The organism is Aquipseudomonas alcaligenes NBRC 14159 (assembly GCF_000467105.1).
In the GTDB taxonomy this organism is placed as follows: Bacteria; Pseudomonadota; Gammaproteobacteria; order Pseudomonadales; family Pseudomonadaceae; genus Aquipseudomonas; species Aquipseudomonas alcaligenes.
This window is the reverse complement of record NZ_BATI01000004.1, coordinates 45,493-66,069: the sequence shown is the minus strand read 5'-3', so window position 1 is coordinate 66,069 and position 20,577 is coordinate 45,493. Positions and strand designations below refer to the sequence as shown.

At 67.3% G+C, this 20,577-nt stretch carries 21 protein-coding genes; 9 read left to right on the top strand and 12 right to left on the bottom strand.

What is annotated here, in order from left to right; genetic code table 11:
• Positions 1–100: 100 nt before the first annotated feature.
• On the bottom strand, positions 101–1,078 hold the full coding sequence (locus tag PA6_RS02075) for a zinc-dependent alcohol dehydrogenase family protein (RefSeq protein WP_021699208.1): 978 nt from the start codon (positions 1,076–1,078) through the stop codon (positions 101–103).
• A gap of 137 nt (positions 1,079–1,215) precedes the next feature.
• Here PA6_RS02075 and PA6_RS02070 point away from each other — a divergent pair, with 137 nt between their 5' ends.
• Positions 1,216–1,941 carry a substrate-binding periplasmic protein gene (locus PA6_RS02070; protein WP_021699207.1) on the top strand — a complete coding sequence of 242 codons (726 nt, stop codon included), beginning with the start codon at positions 1,216–1,218 and terminating at the stop codon, positions 1,939–1,941.
• A 6-nt stretch (positions 1,942–1,947) separates the two neighbouring features.
• Here the strand turns inward: PA6_RS02070 and PA6_RS02065 are convergent, their stop codons facing one another.
• On the bottom strand, positions 1,948–2,670 hold the full coding sequence (locus PA6_RS02065) for an rRNA pseudouridine synthase (RefSeq protein ID WP_021699206.1): 723 nt from the start codon (positions 2,668–2,670) through the stop codon (positions 1,948–1,950).
• Positions 2,671–2,830: 160 nt separating this feature from the next.
• Between PA6_RS02065 and PA6_RS02060 the strand changes: the two genes are divergently transcribed.
• Positions 2,831–3,910: a PQQ-dependent sugar dehydrogenase gene (locus tag PA6_RS02060; protein WP_255209903.1), complete on the top strand. Its 1,080-nt coding sequence runs from the start codon at positions 2,831–2,833 to the stop codon at positions 3,908–3,910.
• Positions 3,911–4,033: 123 nt separating this feature from the next.
• Here PA6_RS02060 and PA6_RS02055 read toward each other — a convergent pair whose 3' ends face one another.
• Complete coding sequence (locus PA6_RS02055; RefSeq protein WP_021699204.1) at positions 4,034–6,235, bottom strand: LTA synthase family protein; 2,202 nt, start codon at positions 6,233–6,235, stop codon at positions 4,034–4,036.
• Positions 6,236–6,407: 172 nt separating this feature from the next.
• Between PA6_RS02055 and PA6_RS02050 the strand changes: the two genes are divergently transcribed.
• On the top strand, positions 6,408–7,241 hold the full coding sequence (locus tag PA6_RS02050) for a CvfB family protein (RefSeq protein WP_021699203.1): 834 nt from the start codon (positions 6,408–6,410) through the stop codon (positions 7,239–7,241).
• On the opposite strand, the gene PA6_RS02045 is transcribed toward PA6_RS02050, so the two are convergent.
• The 7 genes from PA6_RS02045 to lon form a co-directional block, all read right to left on the bottom strand.
• Complete coding sequence (locus PA6_RS02045) at positions 7,242–8,000, bottom strand: substrate-binding periplasmic protein (protein ID WP_021699202.1); 759 nt, start codon at positions 7,998–8,000, stop codon at positions 7,242–7,244.
• A 72-nt stretch (positions 8,001–8,072) separates the two neighbouring features.
• The gene (cmoB, locus tag PA6_RS02040) at positions 8,073–9,041 is read right to left on the bottom strand and encodes a tRNA 5-methoxyuridine(34)/uridine 5-oxyacetic acid(34) synthase CmoB (RefSeq protein WP_021699201.1); all 969 of its coding nucleotides are present in this window, start codon (positions 9,039–9,041) and stop codon (positions 8,073–8,075) included.
• On the bottom strand, positions 9,041–9,784 hold the full coding sequence (gene cmoA / locus PA6_RS02035) for a carboxy-S-adenosyl-L-methionine synthase CmoA (protein ID WP_021699200.1): 744 nt from the start codon (positions 9,782–9,784) through the stop codon (positions 9,041–9,043). Before cmoA ends, cmoB begins: the two co-directional genes overlap by 1 nt.
• A gap of 91 nt (positions 9,785–9,875) precedes the next feature.
• Positions 9,876–10,529, bottom strand: coding sequence for a lysoplasmalogenase (locus PA6_RS02030; RefSeq protein WP_021699199.1), 654 nt, complete (start codon positions 10,527–10,529; stop codon positions 9,876–9,878).
• A 96-nt stretch (positions 10,530–10,625) separates the two neighbouring features.
• Positions 10,626–10,817: a hypothetical protein gene (locus tag PA6_RS02025; protein ID WP_021699198.1), complete on the bottom strand. Its 192-nt coding sequence runs from the start codon at positions 10,815–10,817 to the stop codon at positions 10,626–10,628.
• Between the two features lie 10 nt (positions 10,818–10,827).
• On the bottom strand, positions 10,828–11,229 hold the full coding sequence (locus PA6_RS02020) for a protease inhibitor I42 family protein (RefSeq protein ID WP_021699197.1): 402 nt from the start codon (positions 11,227–11,229) through the stop codon (positions 10,828–10,830).
• A gap of 91 nt (positions 11,230–11,320) precedes the next feature.
• A complete protein-coding gene (gene lon, locus PA6_RS02015) occupies positions 11,321–13,705 on the bottom strand; it encodes an endopeptidase La (protein ID WP_021699196.1) in 2,385 nt (794 codons plus the stop codon).
• 184 nt (positions 13,706–13,889) lie between these two features.
• Between lon and PA6_RS02010 the strand changes: the two genes are divergently transcribed.
• Positions 13,890–14,642 (top strand): helix-turn-helix transcriptional regulator, encoded by a 753-nt coding sequence (locus PA6_RS02010; RefSeq protein WP_021699195.1) that lies wholly within the window; start codon positions 13,890–13,892, stop codon positions 14,640–14,642.
• A gap of 72 nt (positions 14,643–14,714) precedes the next feature.
• Here PA6_RS02010 and PA6_RS02005 read toward each other — a convergent pair whose 3' ends face one another.
• A complete protein-coding gene (locus PA6_RS02005) occupies positions 14,715–15,569 on the bottom strand; it encodes a sulfurtransferase (protein WP_021699194.1) in 855 nt (284 codons plus the stop codon).
• A 99-nt stretch (positions 15,570–15,668) separates the two neighbouring features.
• On the opposite strand from PA6_RS02005, the gene PA6_RS02000 reads away from it, so the two are divergent.
• Positions 15,669–16,460 carry a lysophospholipid acyltransferase family protein gene (locus PA6_RS02000; RefSeq protein ID WP_021699193.1) on the top strand — a complete coding sequence of 264 codons (792 nt, stop codon included), beginning with the start codon at positions 15,669–15,671 and terminating at the stop codon, positions 16,458–16,460.
• 51 nt (positions 16,461–16,511) lie between these two features.
• Here PA6_RS02000 and PA6_RS01995 read toward each other — a convergent pair whose 3' ends face one another.
• A complete protein-coding gene (locus tag PA6_RS01995) occupies positions 16,512–17,570 on the bottom strand; it encodes an SMP-30/gluconolactonase/LRE family protein (protein WP_021699192.1) in 1,059 nt (352 codons plus the stop codon).
• Between the two features lie 118 nt (positions 17,571–17,688).
• Here PA6_RS01995 and rnd point away from each other — a divergent pair, with 118 nt between their 5' ends.
• From rnd to PA6_RS01975, 4 genes are all read left to right on the top strand, one after another.
• Positions 17,689–18,804, top strand: a complete 1,116-nt coding sequence (rnd, locus tag PA6_RS01990; protein WP_021699191.1) for a ribonuclease D — start codon at positions 17,689–17,691, stop codon at positions 18,802–18,804.
• A complete protein-coding gene (locus tag PA6_RS01985; RefSeq protein WP_021699190.1) occupies positions 18,801–19,094 on the top strand; it encodes a YcgL domain-containing protein in 294 nt (97 codons plus the stop codon). The genes rnd and PA6_RS01985 overlap by 4 nt, the downstream gene beginning before the upstream one ends.
• Before the next feature lie 5 nt (positions 19,095–19,099).
• Positions 19,100–20,026 (top strand): D-2-hydroxyacid dehydrogenase, encoded by a 927-nt coding sequence (locus PA6_RS01980; protein WP_043216167.1) that lies wholly within the window; start codon positions 19,100–19,102, stop codon positions 20,024–20,026.
• Positions 20,027–20,096: 70 nt separating this feature from the next.
• The gene (locus PA6_RS01975) at positions 20,097–20,546 is read left to right on the top strand and encodes a YcgN family cysteine cluster protein (RefSeq protein WP_021699188.1); all 450 of its coding nucleotides are present in this window, start codon (positions 20,097–20,099) and stop codon (positions 20,544–20,546) included.
• Positions 20,547–20,577: the final 31 nt, after the last annotated feature.

The following is a 20,577-nucleotide window of genomic DNA, read 5'->3' as shown; positions in this document are numbered from 1 at the left end:
CCCCAGCCCCTCTCCCACAGGTGGGAGAGGGGAGCATATAGGTCAGCGGTGAAACGAGAAGGGGGCCAGCAGGCCCCCTTTTTCTTTTGGCGCGAACCGATCAGGGCACGATCAGGATCTTGCCGTCACGTTCACCGCTGGCAGCCGCGGCCACCGCTTCCTTGATCTGCGCCACGCTGTAGGTGGCGGCGATGCGCGCCTTGAGCTTGCCGCTGGCGATCAGCTGGGTCAGCTCGCCGAACACCTTCATCTGCTCGGCCGGGGTGGCCTTCTGGAACCACTTGGCCAGCCAGAAGCCACGCAGGGTCACGTCACGGAACACGAAGGAGGCCGCCGACACCTGGCACGGCTGGCCGCTCATCAGGCCGTAGTTGACCAGGGTGCCGCCCTCGCTGAGGCAGGCCGCGATGTGGTCGGTGGCCGGGCCGCCGATGGCGTCGATGCCGAGCATCAGCTTGGCGCCGCCGGTGGCCTCGCGCACGCGCTTGTGCAGGTCGGGACCGTCCACCAGCACCACGTCGCCGCCTTCGGTCTTGACCCCGGCCACCGCCGACTCGCGGCGCACCACGTTGATGGTCTTGAAGCCGCGCAGTTTGGCCAGCTGGATCAGGTAGCCACCGACACCGGAGTTGGCGGCGTTCTGGATCACCCAGTCACCGGGTTGCAGATCGACGAACTGGCTGAGCAGCAAGGAGGCGGTCGGCGGGTTGATGGTCATCATCGCCAGCTGTTGCGGATCGGCGTCCGGCAGCGGGATCAGCTTGTCGGCGGGGGCGTTGAGGTGGGTCACCCAGGTACCGCAGCCGACCGGCAGTAGCACGGTCTGGCCGACCTTGAGGTGCTTGACGCCTTCCCCCAGCTGCTCGACGCGGCCGACACCCTCGTTGCCGCCGATGGCCGGCAGCGGCGGCAGCATGCCGTATTCGCCGGTCAGGGTGAGCACGTCGGATGGGTTGATCGGTGCGGCCAGTACCTTGACCAGGGCCTGGCCGGCGGCCAGTGGCGGCAGCTCCAGCTTGACCGCTTCGATCACGTCCTGCGGAACTTTTCCGCGGTGTTGGTATTCGGCTTTAAGCATGGCAGTTCTCCATCGGCTGAGAGCGCTGAGTCTAGCCGCAAGAGGCTGCCACCGGATGAATCGGCCGGCATATCCGCGAGTGATAGCGCCGCGTATGGCGCAGCACCTATGCTTGGCACTCTGACAGGGGGAACTGCATGTTTCGACGCGTCTGGCCGTGGCTGCTGGTCATGCTGGCACCTGGCGCATTGGCCGAGTCGCTGCGCATTGGCTTCGGTACGAACAAACCACCCTATGTGTTCGAGGGGCTCAGCCGGGGGCTGGAGTACGAGATCGTGGTGGCCGCGGTGCGCGCCAGCGGCGATGAAGTGGCGGTGCGCTACGCGCCCATGGAGCGCCTGCACCTGGCCATTGGCCGCGGTGAGCTGGATGGCATCGCCACCACCAATGCCTACAGCGGCGTCCAGGTCTTCTATTCGCAGCCCTACATCCACTGCCAGAATGTCGCCATGGCACTGACCTCGCGCGGCTACCGCATCACCCGCATGCCCGACCTGGGGCAGTACTCGATCAGCAGTTTCCAGCGTGCCCGCTACCTGCTGGGGCCGGAGTTCCAGGCCATGGCCGAGGCCAATCCGCGCTACCGCGAGGAGGCGCAGCAGATCAACCGCAATCGCCTGCTCTACAGCGGGCGGGTCGATGTGGTGATCGGTGATCCGCGCATCCTGCGCTACTTCAACCGCAAGGTGGCCGACCAGGTCGACGTCAGTCAGCCTGTTACCCAGTACCCGCTGTTTCCGCCGACCGCCTACAGCGTCGGTTTCCGCCTGCGCGAGCATCGCGACCGCTTCGATCGCGGCCTGGCGGCGATCCGGGCCAGCGGCGAATACGCGCGTATCGAGCAGCGCTACGCCAACTACTGAGCCGGCTCAGAACTTCTCGTTGAGCCCCAGGTAGCGCCACTGGCCCGCCGGCAGCTTGGCCAGGCCGGTACGGCCGAAGCGCAGGCGACGGATGCCCAGCACCTGCAGGCCGACGTGCTCGCACATGTAGCGCAGCTGCCCCGGTTGTACCGCCTTGATGGCGAAGCGCAGGCGCGTTTCGCTCTGCCAGCTGACCTTGCACGGCGGCAGGGTGGTGCCCTTGTAGCTGAAACCGAAGCTCAGGCGCTTGATCCCTTTCTCGTCCAGGCTGCCGGCCACATCCACCAGGTACTCCTGCTCCAGCTCCGCACCTTTTTCCTTGAACAGGCGCTGCACCGCATGGCTCTGGCTGAACACCAGCAGGCCGCTGGCATCGGTTTCCAGCGGGGTGAGCAGCTCCAGGCGACGCAGGTGGCGCTGCAGCGGGCGAATGCCGCTGGGGTCTTCGCTCCAGTGGTGCGCATGGCTGAGCAACTGCTGGGTGGAGTTGGCGCCCAGGCCGCAGCCGAGGCCGACCGGCTTGTGCAGCAGCAAGGTGACCGGTAGCTGGGTTTCCGCCTTGGCGCCAGGCAGCAGCACGACCTGCTCGTCGGTCACCGGGTGCTGCGGCTCTTCCACCACCTGGCCGTTCACCGTGACCCAGCCCCCTTCGATGTACAGCTCGGCTTCGCGCCGCGAACAGGAGGTGAGCTGGATCAGGCGTTTGGACAGGCGTTCGGCTTCGGTCATGGTGGTGGGTGTCACATCGGGAAATGAACGGCATTGTACCCGGCCTGGGGCCTTTGCCGGGATTGCGCTACAAGGTTAGCGACGGATCGGGAGAACGACGATGAAACGAGCACTGCTGGTGCTGGCCGTAACGAGCCTGCTGGCGCTGACCCCGCCGGCCATGGCCGAGCGCAGCGAGCTGGGCGAACTGCAACTGACCGAGGTGGCTGGTGGCCTCGAGCACCCCTGGGCCCTGGCCTTCCTGCCGGAGGGGCAGGGCTACCTGATCAGCGAGCGCCCCGGGCGCCTGCGCCTGCTGGATGCGCAGGGGCGCCTGCATCCGCCGCTGGGCGGCGTGCCGGCGGTATTCGCCCGTGGTCAGGGCGGGTTGCTGGATATCGCGCTGTCGCCGGGCTTCGCCACCGATCGCCTGGTCTACCTGAGCTACGCCGAGGCGGACGACGAGGGGCAGCGGGCCGGCACGGCGGTCGGCCGTGGCCGGCTGAAGGAGGACCTGAGCGCGCTGGAGGGGTTCCGGGTGATCTTCCGCCAGCTGCCCAAGCTCTCCGAAGGTATCCACTTCGGCTCGCGCATGGCCTTCGGTGCTGATGGCCAGCTGTACGTGAGCCTGGGCGAGAACAACCAGCGCGCCACCGCGCAGCAGCTGGACAAGCTGCAGGGCAAGCTGGTGCGTCTGCAGCCGGGCGGTGGCGTGCCGGCCGACAACCCCTTCGTCGGGCGTGAGGGCATACGCCCGGAGATCTGGTCCTATGGCCATCGCAACCCGCAGGGGCTGGCGCTCAATCCCTGGAGTGGCCGGCTCTGGCTGCATGAACATGGTCCGCGCGGCGGCGATGAGATCAATATCCCCAGGGCGGGGCGCAACTACGGCTGGCCGAAGGCGACCCACGGCATCAACTACAGCTTCCTGCCGATTCCCGAGGCCGAGGGCGCGACGGTGGCCGGCACCGAGCCGCCGCATCATGTGTGGGAGAAGTCCCCGGCGGTTTCCGGTATGGCCTTCTACAGCGCCGAGCGCTTTCCGGCCTGGCAGCACAGCCTGTTTATCGGGGCCTTGGCGGGGCAGGCGCTGATTCGCCTGCAGCTGCAGGGCGACCAAGTGGTGCATGAGGAGCGTCTGCTGCAGGACCGCGGCTGGCGCATCCGCGATGTGCGCCAAGGGCCGGACGGCTTCCTCTACCTGCTGACCGATGCGCCGGACGGCAAACTGGTCCGGCTGGGGCTGGCCACAGGCCGGTAGGTGCTGACCAGGGGGGAGAGCAGCGTGTAGCCCGGATGCCATCCGCGAAGCAGGCGATGCGTTCCCCGGATTGCATCCGGGCTACAGCCCTTCTCCCCGGGAAAAGGAGGGGCAGGCCGCAGCTCAGTGCGCCGCCGCCTCCATCGCCGATTCCGGCTCCTGGGCCGCTACCAGCTCGGGGGGCAGCGGCTCGGTGACCACGCTGAAATCGCTGATGCGGATGGCGCCGTGGCCTTCGCCCAACAGGTGGAAGGAGAAGGCCTTGCGCGTTTCCGGGTTGTCGAAGTCGAAACTCAGCTGGATGCTTTCACCGCGCTTGAGCGGCGGCAGCGGCGGTATCGCCAGGCTGTTGTCGCGGTCGAATTCCTTGGTCAGCAGGCGCAGTGCCGCGCCGTTGCGATCCAGGCGTACGGCCTCGATCTTCAGGGTCACGCGGGTACGGGTGCCCTTGGGCATCTCCAGATACTGGGCGCCGATCAGGTTGTCCGCCCACTCGTCGCGCGACTCGGGCTTGAGGTCGATACGCTCGCGGTTGGCGAACTGGTAGCGCTGGCCGATCTGGCCGCCGGTGATGGACTGGTCGAGCAGGTCCGCACGCTGGCTGACCAGGCGCGCCTGGCGACCGGTGACCCGCCCCAGGTACTGGGATTCGGCGGCGATGAAGCGGGTGCTCTCGTAGCGTCGGCACACCTGCTGGAAGGTGCATTCGGTGAACACCTTGCCGTCGTGCTGGCGCAGCAGGCCGTTGGTGTAGGACATGATTTCGCGCGGCGTGGCGTAGTCGCGGAACAGCGAGCGACCGGCAATGTTGTCCGGCACCGGCAGGTCGAAATAATCGAGCACCGAGGCGGTCAGGTCGACATGGCCGTACACCCCGGTTTTAACCGCTGGCAGCTTGTCGCCCTGCGGAGCGAATACCAGGTTGAAGCCCCAGGCCGAGGCCAGGCGCACGTTCTCCAGGCCGTGGGATTCGTCGGAGGTGACGATCACCAGGGTGTCCTTGAGCACGCCCTGCTTTTCCAGCCCGGCGAGGAAGTCGGCCACCGCGTCGTCCAGGTAGCCGATGGCGGCCTGCTTGGCGGTGGGGTAGCGCTCCAGGTACGCCTTGGGCGCGGAGTAGGGCTGGTGGGTACCGACGGTGAGCAGGGTGAGCATCCACGGCTGCTGGTTCTGCCGCAGCTGCTTGACGTACTTCAGCGCGCCTTCGAAGTAGGCCTTGTCGTCCATGCCCCAGGGGAATTCCAGGTAGGGCTTGTTCTTGAACCAGTCGCGGCCATGGGTCTGCTGGAAGCCCATGTGCGGCATGATCTGGTCCTTGGCCATGAAGCGCAGGCCGGCACCTTGCAGGAAGTGGGTGCGGAAACCCATCATGCTCAGCTGGTGCGGCAGGCACTGCTGGTTGCGGGTCTCGCTGGTGAGCAGCTCGACGCCCTTGGGCGTGCCCGAGTCCAGCTTCTCGTAGTCGCCGCAGAGCATGGCATACAGGCCGCGAATGGTCTGGTGGTTGTGCAGCACATAGTCCGGCGTGGTCATGCTGCGCTCGGCCCACTGGCTCAGGCGCGGCATCAGGTCTTCCGCGTAGGGGCTGCCGATCAGCTGGCGATTCTTGGCGATATAGGCGCCGGGGATGCCTTCGAGGGTGACGATCAGCACGTTGCGCGCCTTGCCGCCACCCGGCAGCAGCGGGGCGCCGGAGAGGTCGAGCTTGGTCAGGCCGTCGATGTCCGGCGGCAGGCCGGATTCCTCGCCGGCATACCAGTCCTCGATGGCCACGCGGGCGCGGCTGGTACCTTCGGCCAGAACCTTGTGCGGCAGGTTGAACAGCTGCCACTGGTCGTTTTCGCTGGGCGCCAGGTACTGGTCGGCGGCATGTCCCAGCAGCAGGACGGCGGGCAGCGCGTAGGCATAGCGAGACAGCCTTGGCCCCTGGCGGCGGCCGAGCAGCAGGCAGGCCAGCACCGCGACGGTCAGCGCGCCTGCCAGCAGCGGATAACGGATGCCGCTGCCCTGGGTGGACTGGCTGACGAACTGCGGGTCACTCAGGTATTTGAGGTCGCTGGGCTCGGGCATGCGCCCCACCGCGTTGACCAGCTCGGCATTGCCCAGCAGCATCAGCGCCCAGGCCACGGCCAGCGGTGCGGCCAGCAGGGGGCGGCGATAGCTCAGCAGCAGGAGCAGGCTGCCGATGCCGAGGTCCGAGACATAGCCGGGCCAGCTCGACCAGCCCAGCCAGTAACGGCAGGCCAGGGGCAGGAGCAGGTACAGCGAGCCGAGCGCGACGAGCGACGCGGCGGGGTAAGGCAGCCAATGGCTGGAAGGGCGCACAGGAGCTCCTGAGATAAGGCAGCGAGAGTCCGTGTCATTCAGACAGGTGGAACCGGCCGAAGTTGCGGCTTGCCATGATTCTGAAACATGCCTGTGCTAGATGCCAGTGGCGCATGTAACCGGCTGTCTCGCCGGGTGTAGAATGCCCGCCTCTTTGAATTGGGTGACGAACATGGCTCTGATCGGGCGCTACAACTCTCTGCCGGTGGCCAAGCTGGCCGACTTCGGCCTCTACCTCGACGGCGGCGCCGATGGCGAGATCCTCCTGCCCAAGCGCTACATCCCCAAGGGTGAGCCCTGCGAGGTGGGCGACTGGCTCAACGTGTTCGTCTACCTGGACAGCGAAGATCGCCTGATCGCCACCACCGAGAAGCCCAAGGTGCAGGTCGGCGGCTTCGCCAGCCTCAAGGTGGTCGACATCAACCGCATCGGCCTGTTCTTCGACTGGGGCCTGTCCAAGGACCTGCTGATGCCGCATTCCGAGGAGAAGCGCCCGCTGCAGGTCGGCGATTACTGCGTGGTGCACGTCTACCTGGATCGCAGCCGGCGCATCACCGCCACCGCGCGTCTGGACCGCTACCTGGACAAGGTTCCAGCCAACTACCAGGTCGGCCAGGAAGTCGATCTGCTGGTGGTCGAGCAGACCGATCTGGGCTTCAAGGCCATCATCAACGGCCAGCACTGGGGCCTGATCCACAAGAACGAGGTGTTCAAGTTCCTCCGCGGCGGTTCCCAGGAGAAGGGTTTCATCAAGGAGCTGCGTGCCGACGGCAAGATCAGCCTGAGCCTGCAGCCGGTCGGTCAGCAAGCGCGCGACGGGCTGTCCGAGCAGATTCTCACCGCCCTGCGCGACGCCGGCGGCAGCCTGGCGCTGTCCGACAAGAGCCCGCCGGAAGTGATCAGTAAGGCCTTCGGTGTGAGCAAGGGCAACTTCAAGAAGGCCATCGGCGGGCTGTTCAAGCAGGGCCTGATCCGCATCCTCGAAGACCGTATCGAACTGGTCTGACTAGCGCGGTTCCTGGGCGCCGGGCAGCCAGCGCTGGTAGATGCGGCTGAAGCTGCCGTCGGCCTTCATCGCGTCCAGCGCGGCCTGCCAGCGCCGGATCACGGCGTCGTCGGTACCCGGCCAGAAAGTGATGTAACCCTCCGAGCTGCGGTAGGGGTAAACCACCTCGACATCCTCCGGGCCCAGGCTGTCGACCTGCTGCGCCGCCTCGCCACGGGCATAGAAGCTCAGGTTGTCGGCGACGATCAGCTTCACCCGGCCATGGCGCAGCATGCGGAACATCTGCTCGGGCTCGGTGACGCCGAGCAGGTTGGGCATGCCGGCGGCGCTCAGCTCCTGGTAGGTGAACCAGTTGCGCGGCACGGCGATCGGGCCGACCTCATGCAGCTGGGCGGGTTGGTCGATCTTCAGCCCGGAGCCCTTGAGGCCGTAGTAGGCGTCCTGCGCCAGCATGATCGGCCCCACCCATTTGAAATGCGGCTCTCGCTCGGCATTGCGGATGGTGGCGAACAGCGCCGTACCGGGGGTGTTTTGCACGATGTGGTAACCCCGCGACCAGGGCACCACCTGGATGCTCGCCGTCTCGCCCAGGCGCTGCAGCAGGGCGCGCACCAGCTCGCTGGCCATGCCATCGGCGATGCCGTTGTGCAGGAAACTGACCGGGGCATATTCCTCGGTATAGAACTGCAACTGGGCCTGTTCCGCGCGAGCGGGGGCGGCCAGTAACAGGCAGGCCAGCAGAGGCAGATATTGGAACATGCAGGTCGTCCGCGGGAGTCTGGTTACCAGTTTGCGCGATTCAGCCGGCAACGCAATGCGACTTTCCGCCCATCAGGGCTTGCGTGCCAGCAGCACGGCGCGCGTCGGTGCCGGCAAACCCTCGACGGTGCGGCTGTGGTCGGCCGGGTCGAGGAAGTCCGGCAGGGACTGGAAGCGCATCCAGTCGGTGGCGCGCTGTTCCTCGACGCTGGTGGTGGAGACGTCGACGCAACGCACGTCGACGAAACCGGCACGGCGCAGCCACAGCTCCAGCGCCGGCACCGAGGGCAGGAACCAGACGTTGCGCATCATCGCGTAGCGGTCCTCGGGCACCAGTACCTGCTGGGCGTCGCCCTCGACCACCAGGGTCTCCAGCACCAGCTCGCCGCCGCGCAGCAACGTGTCCTTGAGGTCGAGCAGGTGGTCGATGGGCGAGCGGCGGTGGTACAGCACGCCCATGGAAAACACCGTGTCGAAGCCTTCCAGCTTGGCCGGCAGCTCCTCCAGCGCCAGCGGCAGGTGCCAGGCGGCAGCATCCGGCAGGTAGTTTTTGACCGCGAGGAACTGGTTGAGGAACAGCCAGTTGGGGTCGACGCCAACCACGGCCTCGGCACCCGCGCCGAGCATGCGCCACATGTAGTAGCCGTTGCCGCAACCGACATCGAGGATGCGCTTGCCGGCCAGGTCCAGGTGCGGGGCCACCCGCGACCATTTCCAGTCCGAGCGCCATTCGGTGTCGATGTGCACGCCGAACAGCTCGAAGGGGCCCTTGCGCCAGGGGATCAGGCCCTGCAGGGCGCTGTTCAGCGCGGCGCGGGTCGGGTCGTCGCAAGTGCCCTCCAGGCGCAGTGCCTCGCGCAGTTCGGCATGTTCGACGGGCAGCGTCGGCAGTGCCGCGACGGCGGCGAACCAGCGCTCCAGGTCGCCGTGGCCAACGGCCAGCTTGGCGTCGAGCTGGCCGGGCAGGCCGGCGGCCCAGTCCTGCAGCGGGCTGCCCGCCAGTTGTTGTTGCAGGGCGTCGAGGTCGAGGCGGGAGAGCATCATGGCAGGGCGATCAGCGAGGCGAAGTTGAGACACTGGAACCAGGGCACGACCTTGGAGAAGCCGGCGGCCAGCAGACGCTCGCGGTGCTGCTCCAGGCTGTCGGGCTTCATCACGTTCTCGATGGCGCTGCGCTTCTGCGCGATTTCCAGTTCGCTGTAGCCGTTGGCACGCTTGAAGGCCAGGTGCAGCTCGCCGAGCAGCTCGTGCTCGGCTTCGTCGGCAAAGCGCAGTTTCTCCGAGAGGATCAGCGCACCGCCCGGCAGCAGCGCCTGGCGGATGCGCGTGAGCAGCTCCAGGCGCTGTTCGGGGGCGATGAACTGCAGGGTGAAGTTGAGCGCCACCAGCGAGGCGGGCTGGAACTCCAGGGCGAGGATGTCGGCCTCGATCACCTCGACCGGCAGCAGCTCCTGGAACATGGCGTCCTGGGCATGCAGGTACTCGGCGCAGCGCTCGACCATGGCAGGCGAGTTGTCCACGGCGATCACCCGGCAGTCGTCGCTGCGCACATGGCGGCGCAGGGCCTGGGTCACGGCGCCGAGCGAGCAGCCGAGGTCGTACAGGGCGCTGTGCGGCTGGGCGAACTGCGCGGCGAGCACGCCAAGGTTCTCGACGATGGTCGGGTAGCCCGGCACCGAGCGCTTGATCATGTCCGGAAAGACCTTGGCCACGTCCTCGTTGAAGACGAAGTCCGGCACCTGGTCCAGGGGCTGGGCGAAGAGTCGGTCGGGCTGCTGTTTCACGGCGGTCGGTTCACGGCGGAAAAGGCCGGCATTCTAGCCAAGAGCGGGCGCCAACCCAACCGCGATGGGCGCTCCGCTTACTCGGACCAGTCTAGGCCGCTGTTTGGCGCGGATCGGCCAGTGCCACCGCCGAGGCGGCGATGCCGAACTGGCCCAGCCAGTAACTGAGGATGATGGCGTGGCGCGCGCCCTCGAACGGCGCGACGAAACGGTTGATGCCGATCAGGCTGTCCGACAGCACGAACAGCGCCGCACCGCCGGCCGCCAGCCAGGCCGAGCGCCGCGGCACCACGCCGACCCTGGCCAGGGCACGCCAGAGCATGGCGCCGATGGCCAGGCTGTACAGCGCCACCGGCAGCAACAGCGGACCCAGCCCGGCGCGGGCCAGGATGAAGAACATGCCGCCGGCCGCCAGCGCGGCGATCAGCAGATCGAGTGGCGCCAGGCGGCGGGTATCACCCAGATAGGCCAGCAGGTAGGCCAGGTGGGCGAGCAGGAAAGCGCCCAGGCCGAACACGAACAGATCGGTCGGCCACTGCAGCAGCATGTCGCCGAGCAGCGACAGCCACAGGCCGATGGTGATCCAGCGTCGATAGGCTCCGGCCGGCGCCTCGCGCAGCCAGACTAGCAGGGCGAGCATCGGCAGCGGCTTGCTGAGCAGGCATAGCCACGGCAGGTTCAGCTGCAGGCCAACGAGGAACAGGGCGACGCCGACCAGGGCGACGGTCAGGAGCAATGGGCGCATGGCGGTACTCTCTTGTTATTTGCGCCCAGTATGGCTGTCGGAAGGTCCGGCGGCAGTGCGCGGCATGACAGCGGGGGTGGCTGATGGCGTCAGCGGCTATAGCCAGATGTCTTCCTGTCCGTCATTGGTTCTGATTTTCTGCAACACCTTCTCGGCCTCTTCGATGTTGCGGCAGGCCAGTAGAAATCGATTCTTGCCGGACTTGCGATTCCAGACCGCAGGACTGCCTGCTTTGGTGATGATGATTTCGCAGTCGCCCAGGTTTTTGGGGAGGCGTACCCGCGCCACTGCATTCGCCTCAGCGCACGCTGATCTGGCAATCGACTGTCTTGGCCGGCGCGACTTCCACTTCCCAGGGGCGGCGGTAGTGCATCAGCAGCCGGCCTTCGCCCGCCTGGTAGACCTGGTAGCGCCAGGTGGACTGCCCGGCGGCGCCAACCACGCCAGCGTCCTCCGGCGTGGTGTAGACCTCCTGGCCCAGGCTGCGCAGCACGCCGGAGGCGGCGTCCTCCACTACCCAGCGAAAGCCAGTGGTGGGGTTGCTCGGCAGGGTCACGGTCAGCGTCTGTCCGGTGTGCAGCTGCATCGGGCAACGGCCCAGCTGCTTCTCCTCCACGCTGACACTGGGCTTGGGCTGCGTGGTGCAGGCGGCCAGCAGGACAAGGCTGCAGGGCAGCAGCAGGCGGTGGGCACGGTTCATTGCGGACTCCTGTCGATCGAAAACCCGCACAGCATAGCCGCTGGCTCTTGGTGACGGCGAGGGCTGCAGGGGGCGATGCGCCGCTCCATGGCTAGCCGAACAGCACCTTGGCCACATCGGCGTAGTGTTTGGCGAAGTGCACGGTGAGGCCTTCCTTCAGGTAGTCCGGCAGTTCGGCGAAATCGCCGCGGTTGGCCTCCGGCAGGATCAGCTCGAAGATTTTCTGCCGCCGCGCGGCGATCACCTTCTCGCGCACGCCACCGATGGCCAGCACCTGGCCGGTCAGCGACAGCTCGCCGGTCATCGCCACGCCCTTCTTCGGCGCCTGCTGGCGCGCCAGGGAGAGCAGGGCGCTGGCCATGCTGATGCCGGCGCTTGGTCCGTCCTTGGGCGTGGCGCCGTCCGGCACATGCAGGTGGACGAAGGCCTGGTCGAAGAAGGTCGGGGCGCCGCCGTACTGCTTCAGATTGGCCGTGACGTAGCTGTAGGCGATTTCCGCCGACTCCTTCATCACCTCGCCCAGCTGGCCGGTGAGCTTGAAGCCGCGGTTGAGCGTGTGGATGCGCGTGGCCTCGATCGGCAGGGTGGCGCCGCCCATGCTGGTCCAGGCCAGGCCGGTGATGATGCCGGTGCCGGACAACACCTGCTCGCCGCGGAACAGCGGCATGCCGAGGTAGCCTTCCAGGTCTCTGGGGCCGATCTTCACCGGCTTGCCGGGCTCGTCGAGCAGCTTGACCACCGCCTTGCGCACCAGCTTGCCCAGCTGCTTTTCCAGTTGACGCACGCCGGCTTCGCGGGCGTAGCCCTCGATCACCGCCTTGAGTGCGGCGTCACTGAGGCTCAGCTGGGATTTCTTCACCCCGGCCTTGTCCAGCTGGCGCGGCCACAGGTGGCGCTTGGCGATGGCCAGCTTCTCCTCGGTGATGTAGCCGGACAGGCGGATCACCTCCATGCGGTCGAGCAGCGGGCCGGGGATGGAATCCAGGGTGTTGGCGGTGCAGACGAACAGCACCTTGGACAGGTCCAGGCGCAGGTCCAGGTAGTGGTCGAGGAATTCGACGTTCTGCTCGGGATCGAGGGTCTCCAGCAGCGCCGAGGCCGGGTCGCCCTGGTAGCTGGCGCCCATCTTGTCGATCTCGTCGAGCATGATCACCGGGTTCATTACCTCGGCTTCCTTGAGCGCCTGCACCAGCTTGCCGGGCATGGCGCCGATGTAGGTGCGACGGTGGCCCTTGATTTCCGCCTCGTCGCGCATGCCGCCGACGCTGAAGCGGTAGAACGGCCGGCCGAGGGATTCGGCGATGGACTTGCCGATGCTGGTCTTGCCCACGCCGGGCGGGCCGACCAGCAGCACGATGCTGCCGGCAATCTCGCCCTTGAAGGCGCCAACCGCGAGGAACTCGGTGATGCGCGCCTTGATGTCGTCCATGCCGGCATGGTGCTTGTCCAGCACCTGGCGGGCATGGCCGAGATCGAGCTTGTCTGCGCCGAACACGCCCCAGGGCAGGCTGGTGGCCCAGTCCAGGTAGTTGCGGGTTACCGCGTACTCGGGCGAGCCGGTTTCCAGAATGGCCAGCTTGCCCAGCTCCTCGTCGATGCGTTTCTGCGCCTGGGCGGGCAGGGTCTTGCCGGCCAGGCGCGCGCGGAACTCGTCGGCGTCGGCGCTGCGGTCGTCCTTGGTGATGCCCAGCTCCTGCTGGATCACCTTGAGCTGCTCCTTGAGGAAGAACTGGCGCTGGTGCTCGCCGATCTTGCGGTTGACCTCGGCGGACAGCTCCTTCTGCAGGCGCGCGACTTCCACTTCCTTGCGCAGCAGCGGCAGCACCTTCTCCATGCGCCGCAGGATCGGCACGCAGTCCAGCACCTCCTGCAGCTCGGCAGGGCTGGCGGTGGTCAGCGCGGCGGCGAAGTCGGTCAGTGGCGACGGATCGTTCGGGCTGAAGCGGTTGAGGTAGTTCTTCAGCTCCTCGCTGTACAGCGGGTTGAGCGGCAGCAGCTCCTTGATCGCGTTGATCAGCGCCATGCCGTAGGCCTTGACCTCGTCACGCGGATCGGCCGGGCTCGGCGGATAGTCCACCTCGGCCAGGTAGGGCGGGCGATGGCGCTTGAGCCAGCCGCGCACGCGCACCCGGCTCAGGCCCTGGGCGACGAACTGCAGCTTGCCGTCGCCGCGGCTGGCGTGGTGTACGCGCACCAGGGTGCCGTGCTCGGGCAGGCTGGCGGTGTCGAAGTGGCGCGGGTCGGTCACCGGCTGGTCGACGTAGAACAGCGCCAGGCACTTGTGCTCGGTATTGGCTACCAGTTCCAGGGTCTCGGCCCAGTGTTCTTCATTGACGATGACCGGCAGCACCTGCGCCGGGAAGAACGGGCGGTTGTGGATGGGGATGACGTACAGCTTGTCCGGCAGGTTCTGGCCGGGCAGGGCGAGAGGGGTGGCCGGCTGTTCGGCCTCGAGGTATTCGGAACTGTCGCTCATGGCGGCCCTTGTCTGCTTGACCGGTGATGCAGATGTAGATGGGGCAGGGCGCCCGGCATTTCAATCCTGGCGGCGGGTTGTGCGTTTATCGTTATAGGTGCAACCTTTGCCGCCTATCGGTTGCACTCCATCTTTCGCGTTTGACTGGTTAAAGTGCAACCCAGTCTCGAACGGTGCTCCTGCCATGCTCACTGCCCGCCTTGCCTGCCTGGACAACCAGGCGCACGAACATGCCCACGACTACCACCAGCTGGTGTTGTCGCTGTCCGGCCGCGCGGAATTCGAGGTCGATGGCTGTGGTGGCGAGGTCTGCCGCATGCGTGCCTGCCTGGTGCCGGGCGACGCCGAGCACCAGTTCGCCGGCATGGGCGACAACCGCATGCTGATCCTCGACCTGGACGAACGCGATACCTCGCCGGAAGACCTCAGCCTGCTCGCCGAGCTGTTCGAGAGCCCGCGCTATCCGACCCTGGACGCCGATTTCCAGAACCTGCTGAGCTACGCCGGTGCCGAGCTGGCGCGCTACGGCAGCGACCCGCACCTGGCCCGCGCCCTCGGTGGCGTGCTGCTGCGCGCGCTGCACCTGCGCCTGTTCGGCGAGCGCGGCCGCAGCGCCGTGGCCGGCCTGGATATCGGTCGCCTGGACGCCTATATCGTCGAGCACCTGGCGCGGCGCATCACGGTGATCGAGCTGGCCCAGGTGGCCTGCCTCAGCCCCAGCCACTTTCATGCCCAGTTCAAGGACAGCGTGGGCCTGACGCCGCACCAGTACCTGCTCAAGACCCGCCTCGACCATGCCGCGCGCCTGCTGCGCGAGAGCCCGCTGCCGCTGGTGCGTATCGCCGAGGAGTGCGGTTTCTCCAGCCAGAGCGCGCTGACCACGGCCATGCGCCGCTACCTGGGGCTGACCCCCAAGCGCCTGCGCGGCCTGCAGTAGAGGTCATTTCCCCTCTCCCTCTGGGAGATGGCCAGGGGTGAGGGGCGCTGCCTCCCTCGCCCCAGGCGCTGCTCAATCGCCAGTCGCCACGGGGCGTGCCGGGTCGGTGATCCACTCGCTCCAGGAGCCCGCGTACAGCGGCGCCAGCGGGTAGTCGGCGAGGCTCATGGCGAACAGGTTGTGGCAGGCGGTGACGCCCGAGCCGCAGTAGGCCACCAGCGACTCCACCGGCCGCGTACCGCGCAGGGCATCGAAGCGTGCGCGCAGCTGCCCGGCGGGGAGGAAGCGCCCGTCGGCGTCCAGGTTGTCGGTGAACACCGCGCACTGTGCGCCGGGGATATGCCCGGCCACCGGGTCTAGCGGCTCCACGTCGCCGCGGAAACGGGGCAGGGCGCGGGCGTCCAGCAGGGTCAGATCGCCGGCCCCCAGGCGCTGCTGCAGCTGCGCGGCGCTCAGCAGCAGCGAGCCGTCCGCCTGGCCATCAAAGCTGCCTGCCCGCTGCTTGGGCAGGTCGGCGGTCAGCGCCAGGCCGGCTGCCTTCCAGGCCTTGAGGCCGCCGTCGAGCAGCCACACGCCGTCGCGTTTGCCCAGCCAGGCCAGCAGCCACCAGGCGCGCGCGGCGAAGGCGCCGGGGCCGTCGTCGTACAGCACGATGGTCGAGTCGTTGTCGATGCCCCAGCTGCGTAGCCTGTCCACGAGCATCTGCGGATCGGGCAGCGGGTGGCGGCCGGTCACGCCCTTGACCACCGGTGCCGATAGGTCGCGCTCCAGATCGGCGAAGTGTGCGCCGGGCAGGTGCCCTTCGGCATGGCTGCGCGCGCCGTAGCCCGGGTCTTCGAGGGCGAAACGGCAATCGAGAAGCACCAGGTTCGGCTCCTGCAGGCGGGCATGCAGGGCGGTGGTGCTGATCAGCTGGGCGAGCGGCATGGGAACTCCTGTGTCGAAATCGTGACTATGGGCATCATAAAGACAGCTCTCCATAACCAGAAGCGAACCCCAGGCGGTTCGCCGTGTGAGGTAGTCACCATGCTCAGCCTGCAACCTGCCATCGAAAGCGCCAACCTGGCCCGCCGTGTCGGCGTGGTCCTGGGATCGCTGCTGGTCACCTTCTATTACTGCAGCAAGGTATTGCTGCGTGCCCTGGTCGGGCGCCTCGGGCGTGCCGATGTCGATCGCTACACCCGGCGCTGGTCGGGCCTGCTGCTGCGCCTGGTGCGCATGCACCTGAGCGTGCATGGGCAGATGCCGGACTTCAATGACGGACGGCGCTACATCCTGCTCAGCAGCCACGCCAGCCACTACGACATTCCCGCCAGCTTCGTCGCCCTGCCGGGCTCGATCCGCATGCTGGCGAAAAAGGAGCTGTTCGGCATCCCGATCTTCGGCGCGGCGATTCGCGCCGCCGAGTTCCCTTCGGTGGACCGGCACAACCGCCAGCAGGCGGTGAAGGATCTTGAACAGGCGCGGCGCATAATGGAGAGCGGCATTGTCCTGTGGGCGGCGCCCGAAGGCACGCGCTCGAAGGATGGTCAGCTGCTGCCGTTCAAGAAAGGCTGCTTTCACTTGGCCCTGGATACCAACGCGATCATCGTGCCGATGGTCTTTCGTGGCATCCACGAGGTGTTGCCGGCGCGCACCTGGCGCTTCAACCTGGGCCAGCCGGTGCAGCTGCACATCGGCGCGCCGATCGATGCCAGCCGTTTCAGCCCCGAGCAGTTGCCTGAGCTGATGGCGCAGACTCGCCAGAGCATGCAGGCGCTGCTCGGCGAGCCGCAGTCCAGCGCACCGCGGGAGCGGTTGACCGGTCAGCCGGCATGAAAAAGCCCGCCTAATGGCGGGCTTTTTTGTCCCTCTCCCGGAGGGGGAGGGTCAGCGAATCTTCAGCTTGCCGATCCGGTCGTTGTCCAGGCTACCCAGGTACAGGTAGTCGCCCACCGGCTTCACCGAGGTGACCATGCGCAGGTGGGTGCCGCTGGTGTCGTGCAGGCTTTGCACGATCTCGCCCTGCTCGTTGAGGGCGATGGCCAGGCCGTAGGAGGCCGGTTTCGGCCACAGCGCGCGTGGCAGCTTGGCCAGTTGAGCCTTGAGCCACGGCTGGTTCTGCAGGAAGTCGGCGTCGCCCTTGCGCGGGGTTGGCAGGGCCACCCAGAAGGTACCGGCGCGATCGCCCTGCAGGTTGTCCGGCATGCCCGGCAGGTTGTCGGCGAACAGGTCGTGGGTGCCGGCCTTGTCGCCCTTCAGCCAGTAGCGCTGGATGCGGTAGCGGTAGGTCTCGTTGACCAGCACGAAGTCCTCGTTCTGCGACAGCGCCACGCCGTTGGCGAAGTACAGGTCCTTGAGCAGCACTTCAGTCTTGCCGCTGGCCGGGTCGAACACCATCAAGCGGCCGTAGGGACGGCCTTCGAGCAGGTCGAGCAGGTAGTCCGGCTGCTGGAACTTGCTGGAGGCGTCGGTGAAATAGATGCGCCCGTCGCTGGCGATATCGAGGTCGTCGGTGAAGGCGAAGGGCACGCCGTCGGCCGCACTGGCCAGCACTTCGATCTTGCCGGCCGGGTCGATGCGCAGCAGGCCCTTGTAGGCGTCGGCCAGGACCAGGTTGCCCTGTGCATCGAAATCCATGCCCAGCGGGCGGCCACCGGTGTTGGCGAAGGTCTCGACCTTGCCGTCGGCGATGCGCACCACGCGGCCGTCATGCAGGCCGGCATAGACCCGGCCCTGGGCGTCCACGGCGGTGTCTTCCGGGCCGTGGATCTGCCCCTGCGCCAGCAGTTCGGCCTTCATCAGGCTGTCGTTGGGCTCCAGCACGCCGGTCATCAATGGTGCCGGCTGCGGTTGCCAGGCCAGCGGGTCGATGGGGCTGGGGGTGATGGCGAGGTAGCCGGCGGCACCGGCAATGGCGATGGCCAGCAGACCAAGGAGTTTCTTCATTGTTGTTCGTCCCTGTGGTGAGGTGGCGGCAGTGTACACGCCGTCGCCATGCCGGGCATGAATGCCCCGCATCAGCGTCGCCCATATATACTGCGCGGCATTGATCAAGGAGTGCCGCGTGGCCATCGATATTCAGTGGATTCTCGACGACGCCAGCCTGGCGCGTCACTGCGCCGAGTGGCGCAAGCTGCCATACGTCGCCCTCGACACCGAGTTCATGCGGGTCGACACCTTCTATCCCATCGCCGGTTTGCTGCAGGTCGGCGACGGCCAGCGCGCCTACCTGGTTGACCCGCTGGTGGTGAAGGACTGGGCGCCGTTCGCCGAGCTGCTGGAAGACCCGGCGGTGACCAAGGTGCTGCACTCCTGCAGCGAGGACCTGGAAGTCTTCCTGCGCCTGACCGGTGTGCTGCCGGCGCCACTGTTCGACACCCAGCTGGCGGCCGGGTACCTCAATATCGGCTTCTCCATGGGCTATTCGCGCCTGGTGCAGACCGTGCTTGGCATCGAGCTGCCCAAGGGCGAGACCCGCTCTGACTGGCTGCAGCGCCCGCTGTCGGAGACCCAGGTCAGCTACGCCGCCGAGGATGCCCAGCACCTGGCCGAGCTGTACCAGGTGCTGTTGCCGAAGCTGTCGGCAGACAAGCTGGCCTGGATTCTCGAAGACGGCGCCGAACTGGTCGCCAACCTGCGCCGCGAGATCGACCCGGACGAGGCCTACCTGGAGGCCAAGCTGGCCTGGAAGCTGTCGCCCCAGCAGCTGGCCGTGCTGCGCGCCCTGTGCGCCTGGCGCGAACGCCAGGCGCGGGCACGCAACCAGCCGCGCAACCGCGTCCTGCGCGAGCATTCGCTGTGGCCGCTGGCGCGCTTCCAGCCGGACAACACGGTGGCCCTGGCGCGCATCGAGGACATGCACCCGCGCACCGTGCGCCAGGATGGCGAGACCATTCTCAAGCTGATCCGCGAGGCCGCCGCGCTGCCACCCGAACAGTGGCCCGAGGCGCTGCCCATGCCGCTGCCGCTCGAAGCCGGCGCCCTGCTCAAGCAGCTGCGTGCGGTGGGCCAGCGAGAGGCCGAGCGCCTGCAGATCGCCCCGGAGCTGATGCTGCGCAAGAAATCCCTCGAAGCCCTGCTCAAGAGCGGCTTCCCCGACGGCCCCTGGGCGCTGCCGGACAACCTGCGCGGCTGGCGCCGCGAACTGATGGGCCAAGCCCTGCTGGACGTACTGCAATGAAGAAGATCTGCTCCATCTACAAAAGCCCGCGCAAGAACGAGATGTACCTCTATGTGCTCAAGGCCGAGGCCCTGAGTCGCGTGCCGGAAGGCCTGCTGGCCGCCTTCGGCGCCCCGCAGCTGTGCTTCGAGATGATCCTCACCCCGGAGAAGAAGCTGGCCCGCGAGGACATCCACCAGGTGCTGGAGAACCTCGACAAGCAGGGCTACCACCTGCAGATGCCGCCACCTGAAGAGGAATACATCCAGCACCTGCCGGAAGAGCTACTGCGCCGCAACGACCCGGTGTGACGACGGTGCGCATCCTCCTGCTGGAGCACGACCACGCCACCTACGCCGAGCTGCTGCGCGCCGCCGCGCCCGAGTTGCAGCTGGTGCCCGGCGCGCAGGCTGGTAGCGAGCAGGCCAGCGCCTGTCCGATCTGGCTCGGCCAGCCGGACCTGTTGCTGCCGTTGCTGCGTCAGGGCCTGCGTCCGGCCTGGCTGCAATCCACCTGGGCCGGTATCACGCCGCTGCTGGGCCGCGACCTGCCGCGTGACTACCGCCTGAGCCGCGCGGTCGGCATCTTCGGCCAGCCGATGGCCGAGTATGTGCTGACCTACCTGCTGGCCCACCGGCGCCGCCTGCTGGCGCGTCTGGCCAGCCAGGTCGAGCAGCGCTGGGATAACCAGGCACCGCCCAGCCTGCGCGGCTGCAGGGTGCTGATCGTCGGCGCCGGCGATATCGGCAGCGAGGTGGCGCGTCTGCTCGCGCCCTTTGGCGTGGAGCTGCGCGGCATCGCCCGCGAGCCGCGACCGATCGCCCCCTTCGCCGAGGTGCATGGCCTCGATGCGCTGGCCACGCAGGCGGCCTGGGCCGATTGTCTGGTCAACCTGTTGCCGGACACCCCGGCCACTCGCGATCTTTACGATGCGCCGCTATTCGCCCGCATGCGCGGCGAGGCACTGTTCATCAACTGCGGACGCGGCGTGGCGGTGGTCGAGGCCGAGCTGGTGGCAGCCCTGCGCAGCGGCCTGTTGGCCGGCGCGGTGATCGACGTGTGCCGCGAGGAGCCGCTGCCGCCCGGCCATCCCTTCTGGGACGCGCCGCGCCTGCTGCTCACCGGGCACAGCTCGGCGCCCACCGAGCCGGCGGCGCTGGTCGCGCTGTTCCTCGACAACCTGCAGCGCTACCGCGACGGCCAGCCGTTGCGCGGCGAGGTGGATTTCGTCCGCGGCTACTAGACGGGCTGCCCTTGGCCGCGCCGCGACCAGGGGCTAGACTGCCGCGCCTTTAGCCGCTGTACTGATTGCCATGGCCGCCATCGTTCAACCCTTCTGGAAACGCAAGACCCTCGCCCAGCTCGACCAGGACGAGTGGGAGTCCCTGTGCGACGGCTGCGGCCTGTGCTGCCTGCAGAAGCTGGAAGACGAGGACGACGGCAGCGTCTATTACACACGCATCGCCTGCAAGCTGCTGGACCTGAAAACCTGCCGCTGCAGCGACTACGCCAATCGCCGCCAGCACGTGCCGGATTGCGTCCAGCTCACCCCGGCCCAGGCCGATGAGTTCAAGTGGCTGCCGCCGACCTGCGCCTACCGCCTGGTCAGCGAGGGCAAGGACCTACCGCTCTGGCACCACCTGGTCTGCGGCGATCCCGATGCCGTGCACCACGAACGCATTTCCCAGTCCGGGCGCATGCTCGCCGAAGGCAGCGTGGCCGAGGATGACTGGGAGGATCATCTGATCTTCCGCGCCGGCTGATCTTTCTCCGTCGGCGCCTGTCCAAAGCTGT

Bases quoted from the DNA above. Each gene is read 5' to 3' on its own strand.
- PA6_RS02075 (WP_021699208.1), bottom strand. From the start codon at position 1,078: ATGCTTAAAGCCGAATACCAACACCGCGGAAAAGTTCCGCAGGACGTG.
- PA6_RS02070 (WP_021699207.1), top strand. From the start codon at position 1,216: ATGTTTCGACGCGTCTGGCCGTGGCTGCTGGTCATGCTGGCACCTGGC.
- PA6_RS02065 (WP_021699206.1), bottom strand. From the start codon at position 2,670: ATGACCGAAGCCGAACGCCTGTCCAAACGCCTGATCCAGCTCACCTCC.
- PA6_RS02060 (WP_255209903.1), top strand. From the start codon at position 2,831: ATGGCCGAGCGCAGCGAGCTGGGCGAACTGCAACTGACCGAGGTGGCT.
- PA6_RS02050 (WP_021699203.1), top strand. From the start codon at position 6,408: ATGGCTCTGATCGGGCGCTACAACTCTCTGCCGGTGGCCAAGCTGGCC.
- PA6_RS02045 (WP_021699202.1), bottom strand. From the start codon at position 8,000: ATGTTCCAATATCTGCCTCTGCTGGCCTGCCTGTTACTGGCCGCCCCC.
- cmoB (WP_021699201.1), bottom strand. From the start codon at position 9,041: ATGCTCTCCCGCCTCGACCTCGACGCCCTGCAACAACAACTGGCGGGC.
- PA6_RS02030 (WP_021699199.1), bottom strand. From the start codon at position 10,529: ATGCGCCCATTGCTCCTGACCGTCGCCCTGGTCGGCGTCGCCCTGTTC.
- PA6_RS02020 (WP_021699197.1), bottom strand. From the start codon at position 11,229: ATGAACCGTGCCCACCGCCTGCTGCTGCCCTGCAGCCTTGTCCTGCTG.
- lon (WP_021699196.1), bottom strand. From the start codon at position 13,705: ATGAGCGACAGTTCCGAATACCTCGAGGCCGAACAGCCGGCCACCCCT.
- PA6_RS02010 (WP_021699195.1), top strand. From the start codon at position 13,890: ATGCTCACTGCCCGCCTTGCCTGCCTGGACAACCAGGCGCACGAACAT.
- PA6_RS02005 (WP_021699194.1), bottom strand. From the start codon at position 15,569: ATGCCGCTCGCCCAGCTGATCAGCACCACCGCCCTGCATGCCCGCCTG.
- PA6_RS02000 (WP_021699193.1), top strand. From the start codon at position 15,669: ATGCTCAGCCTGCAACCTGCCATCGAAAGCGCCAACCTGGCCCGCCGT.
- PA6_RS01995 (WP_021699192.1), bottom strand. From the start codon at position 17,570: ATGAAGAAACTCCTTGGTCTGCTGGCCATCGCCATTGCCGGTGCCGCC.
- PA6_RS01985 (WP_021699190.1), top strand. From the start codon at position 18,801: ATGAAGAAGATCTGCTCCATCTACAAAAGCCCGCGCAAGAACGAGATG.
- PA6_RS01975 (WP_021699188.1), top strand. From the start codon at position 20,097: ATGGCCGCCATCGTTCAACCCTTCTGGAAACGCAAGACCCTCGCCCAG.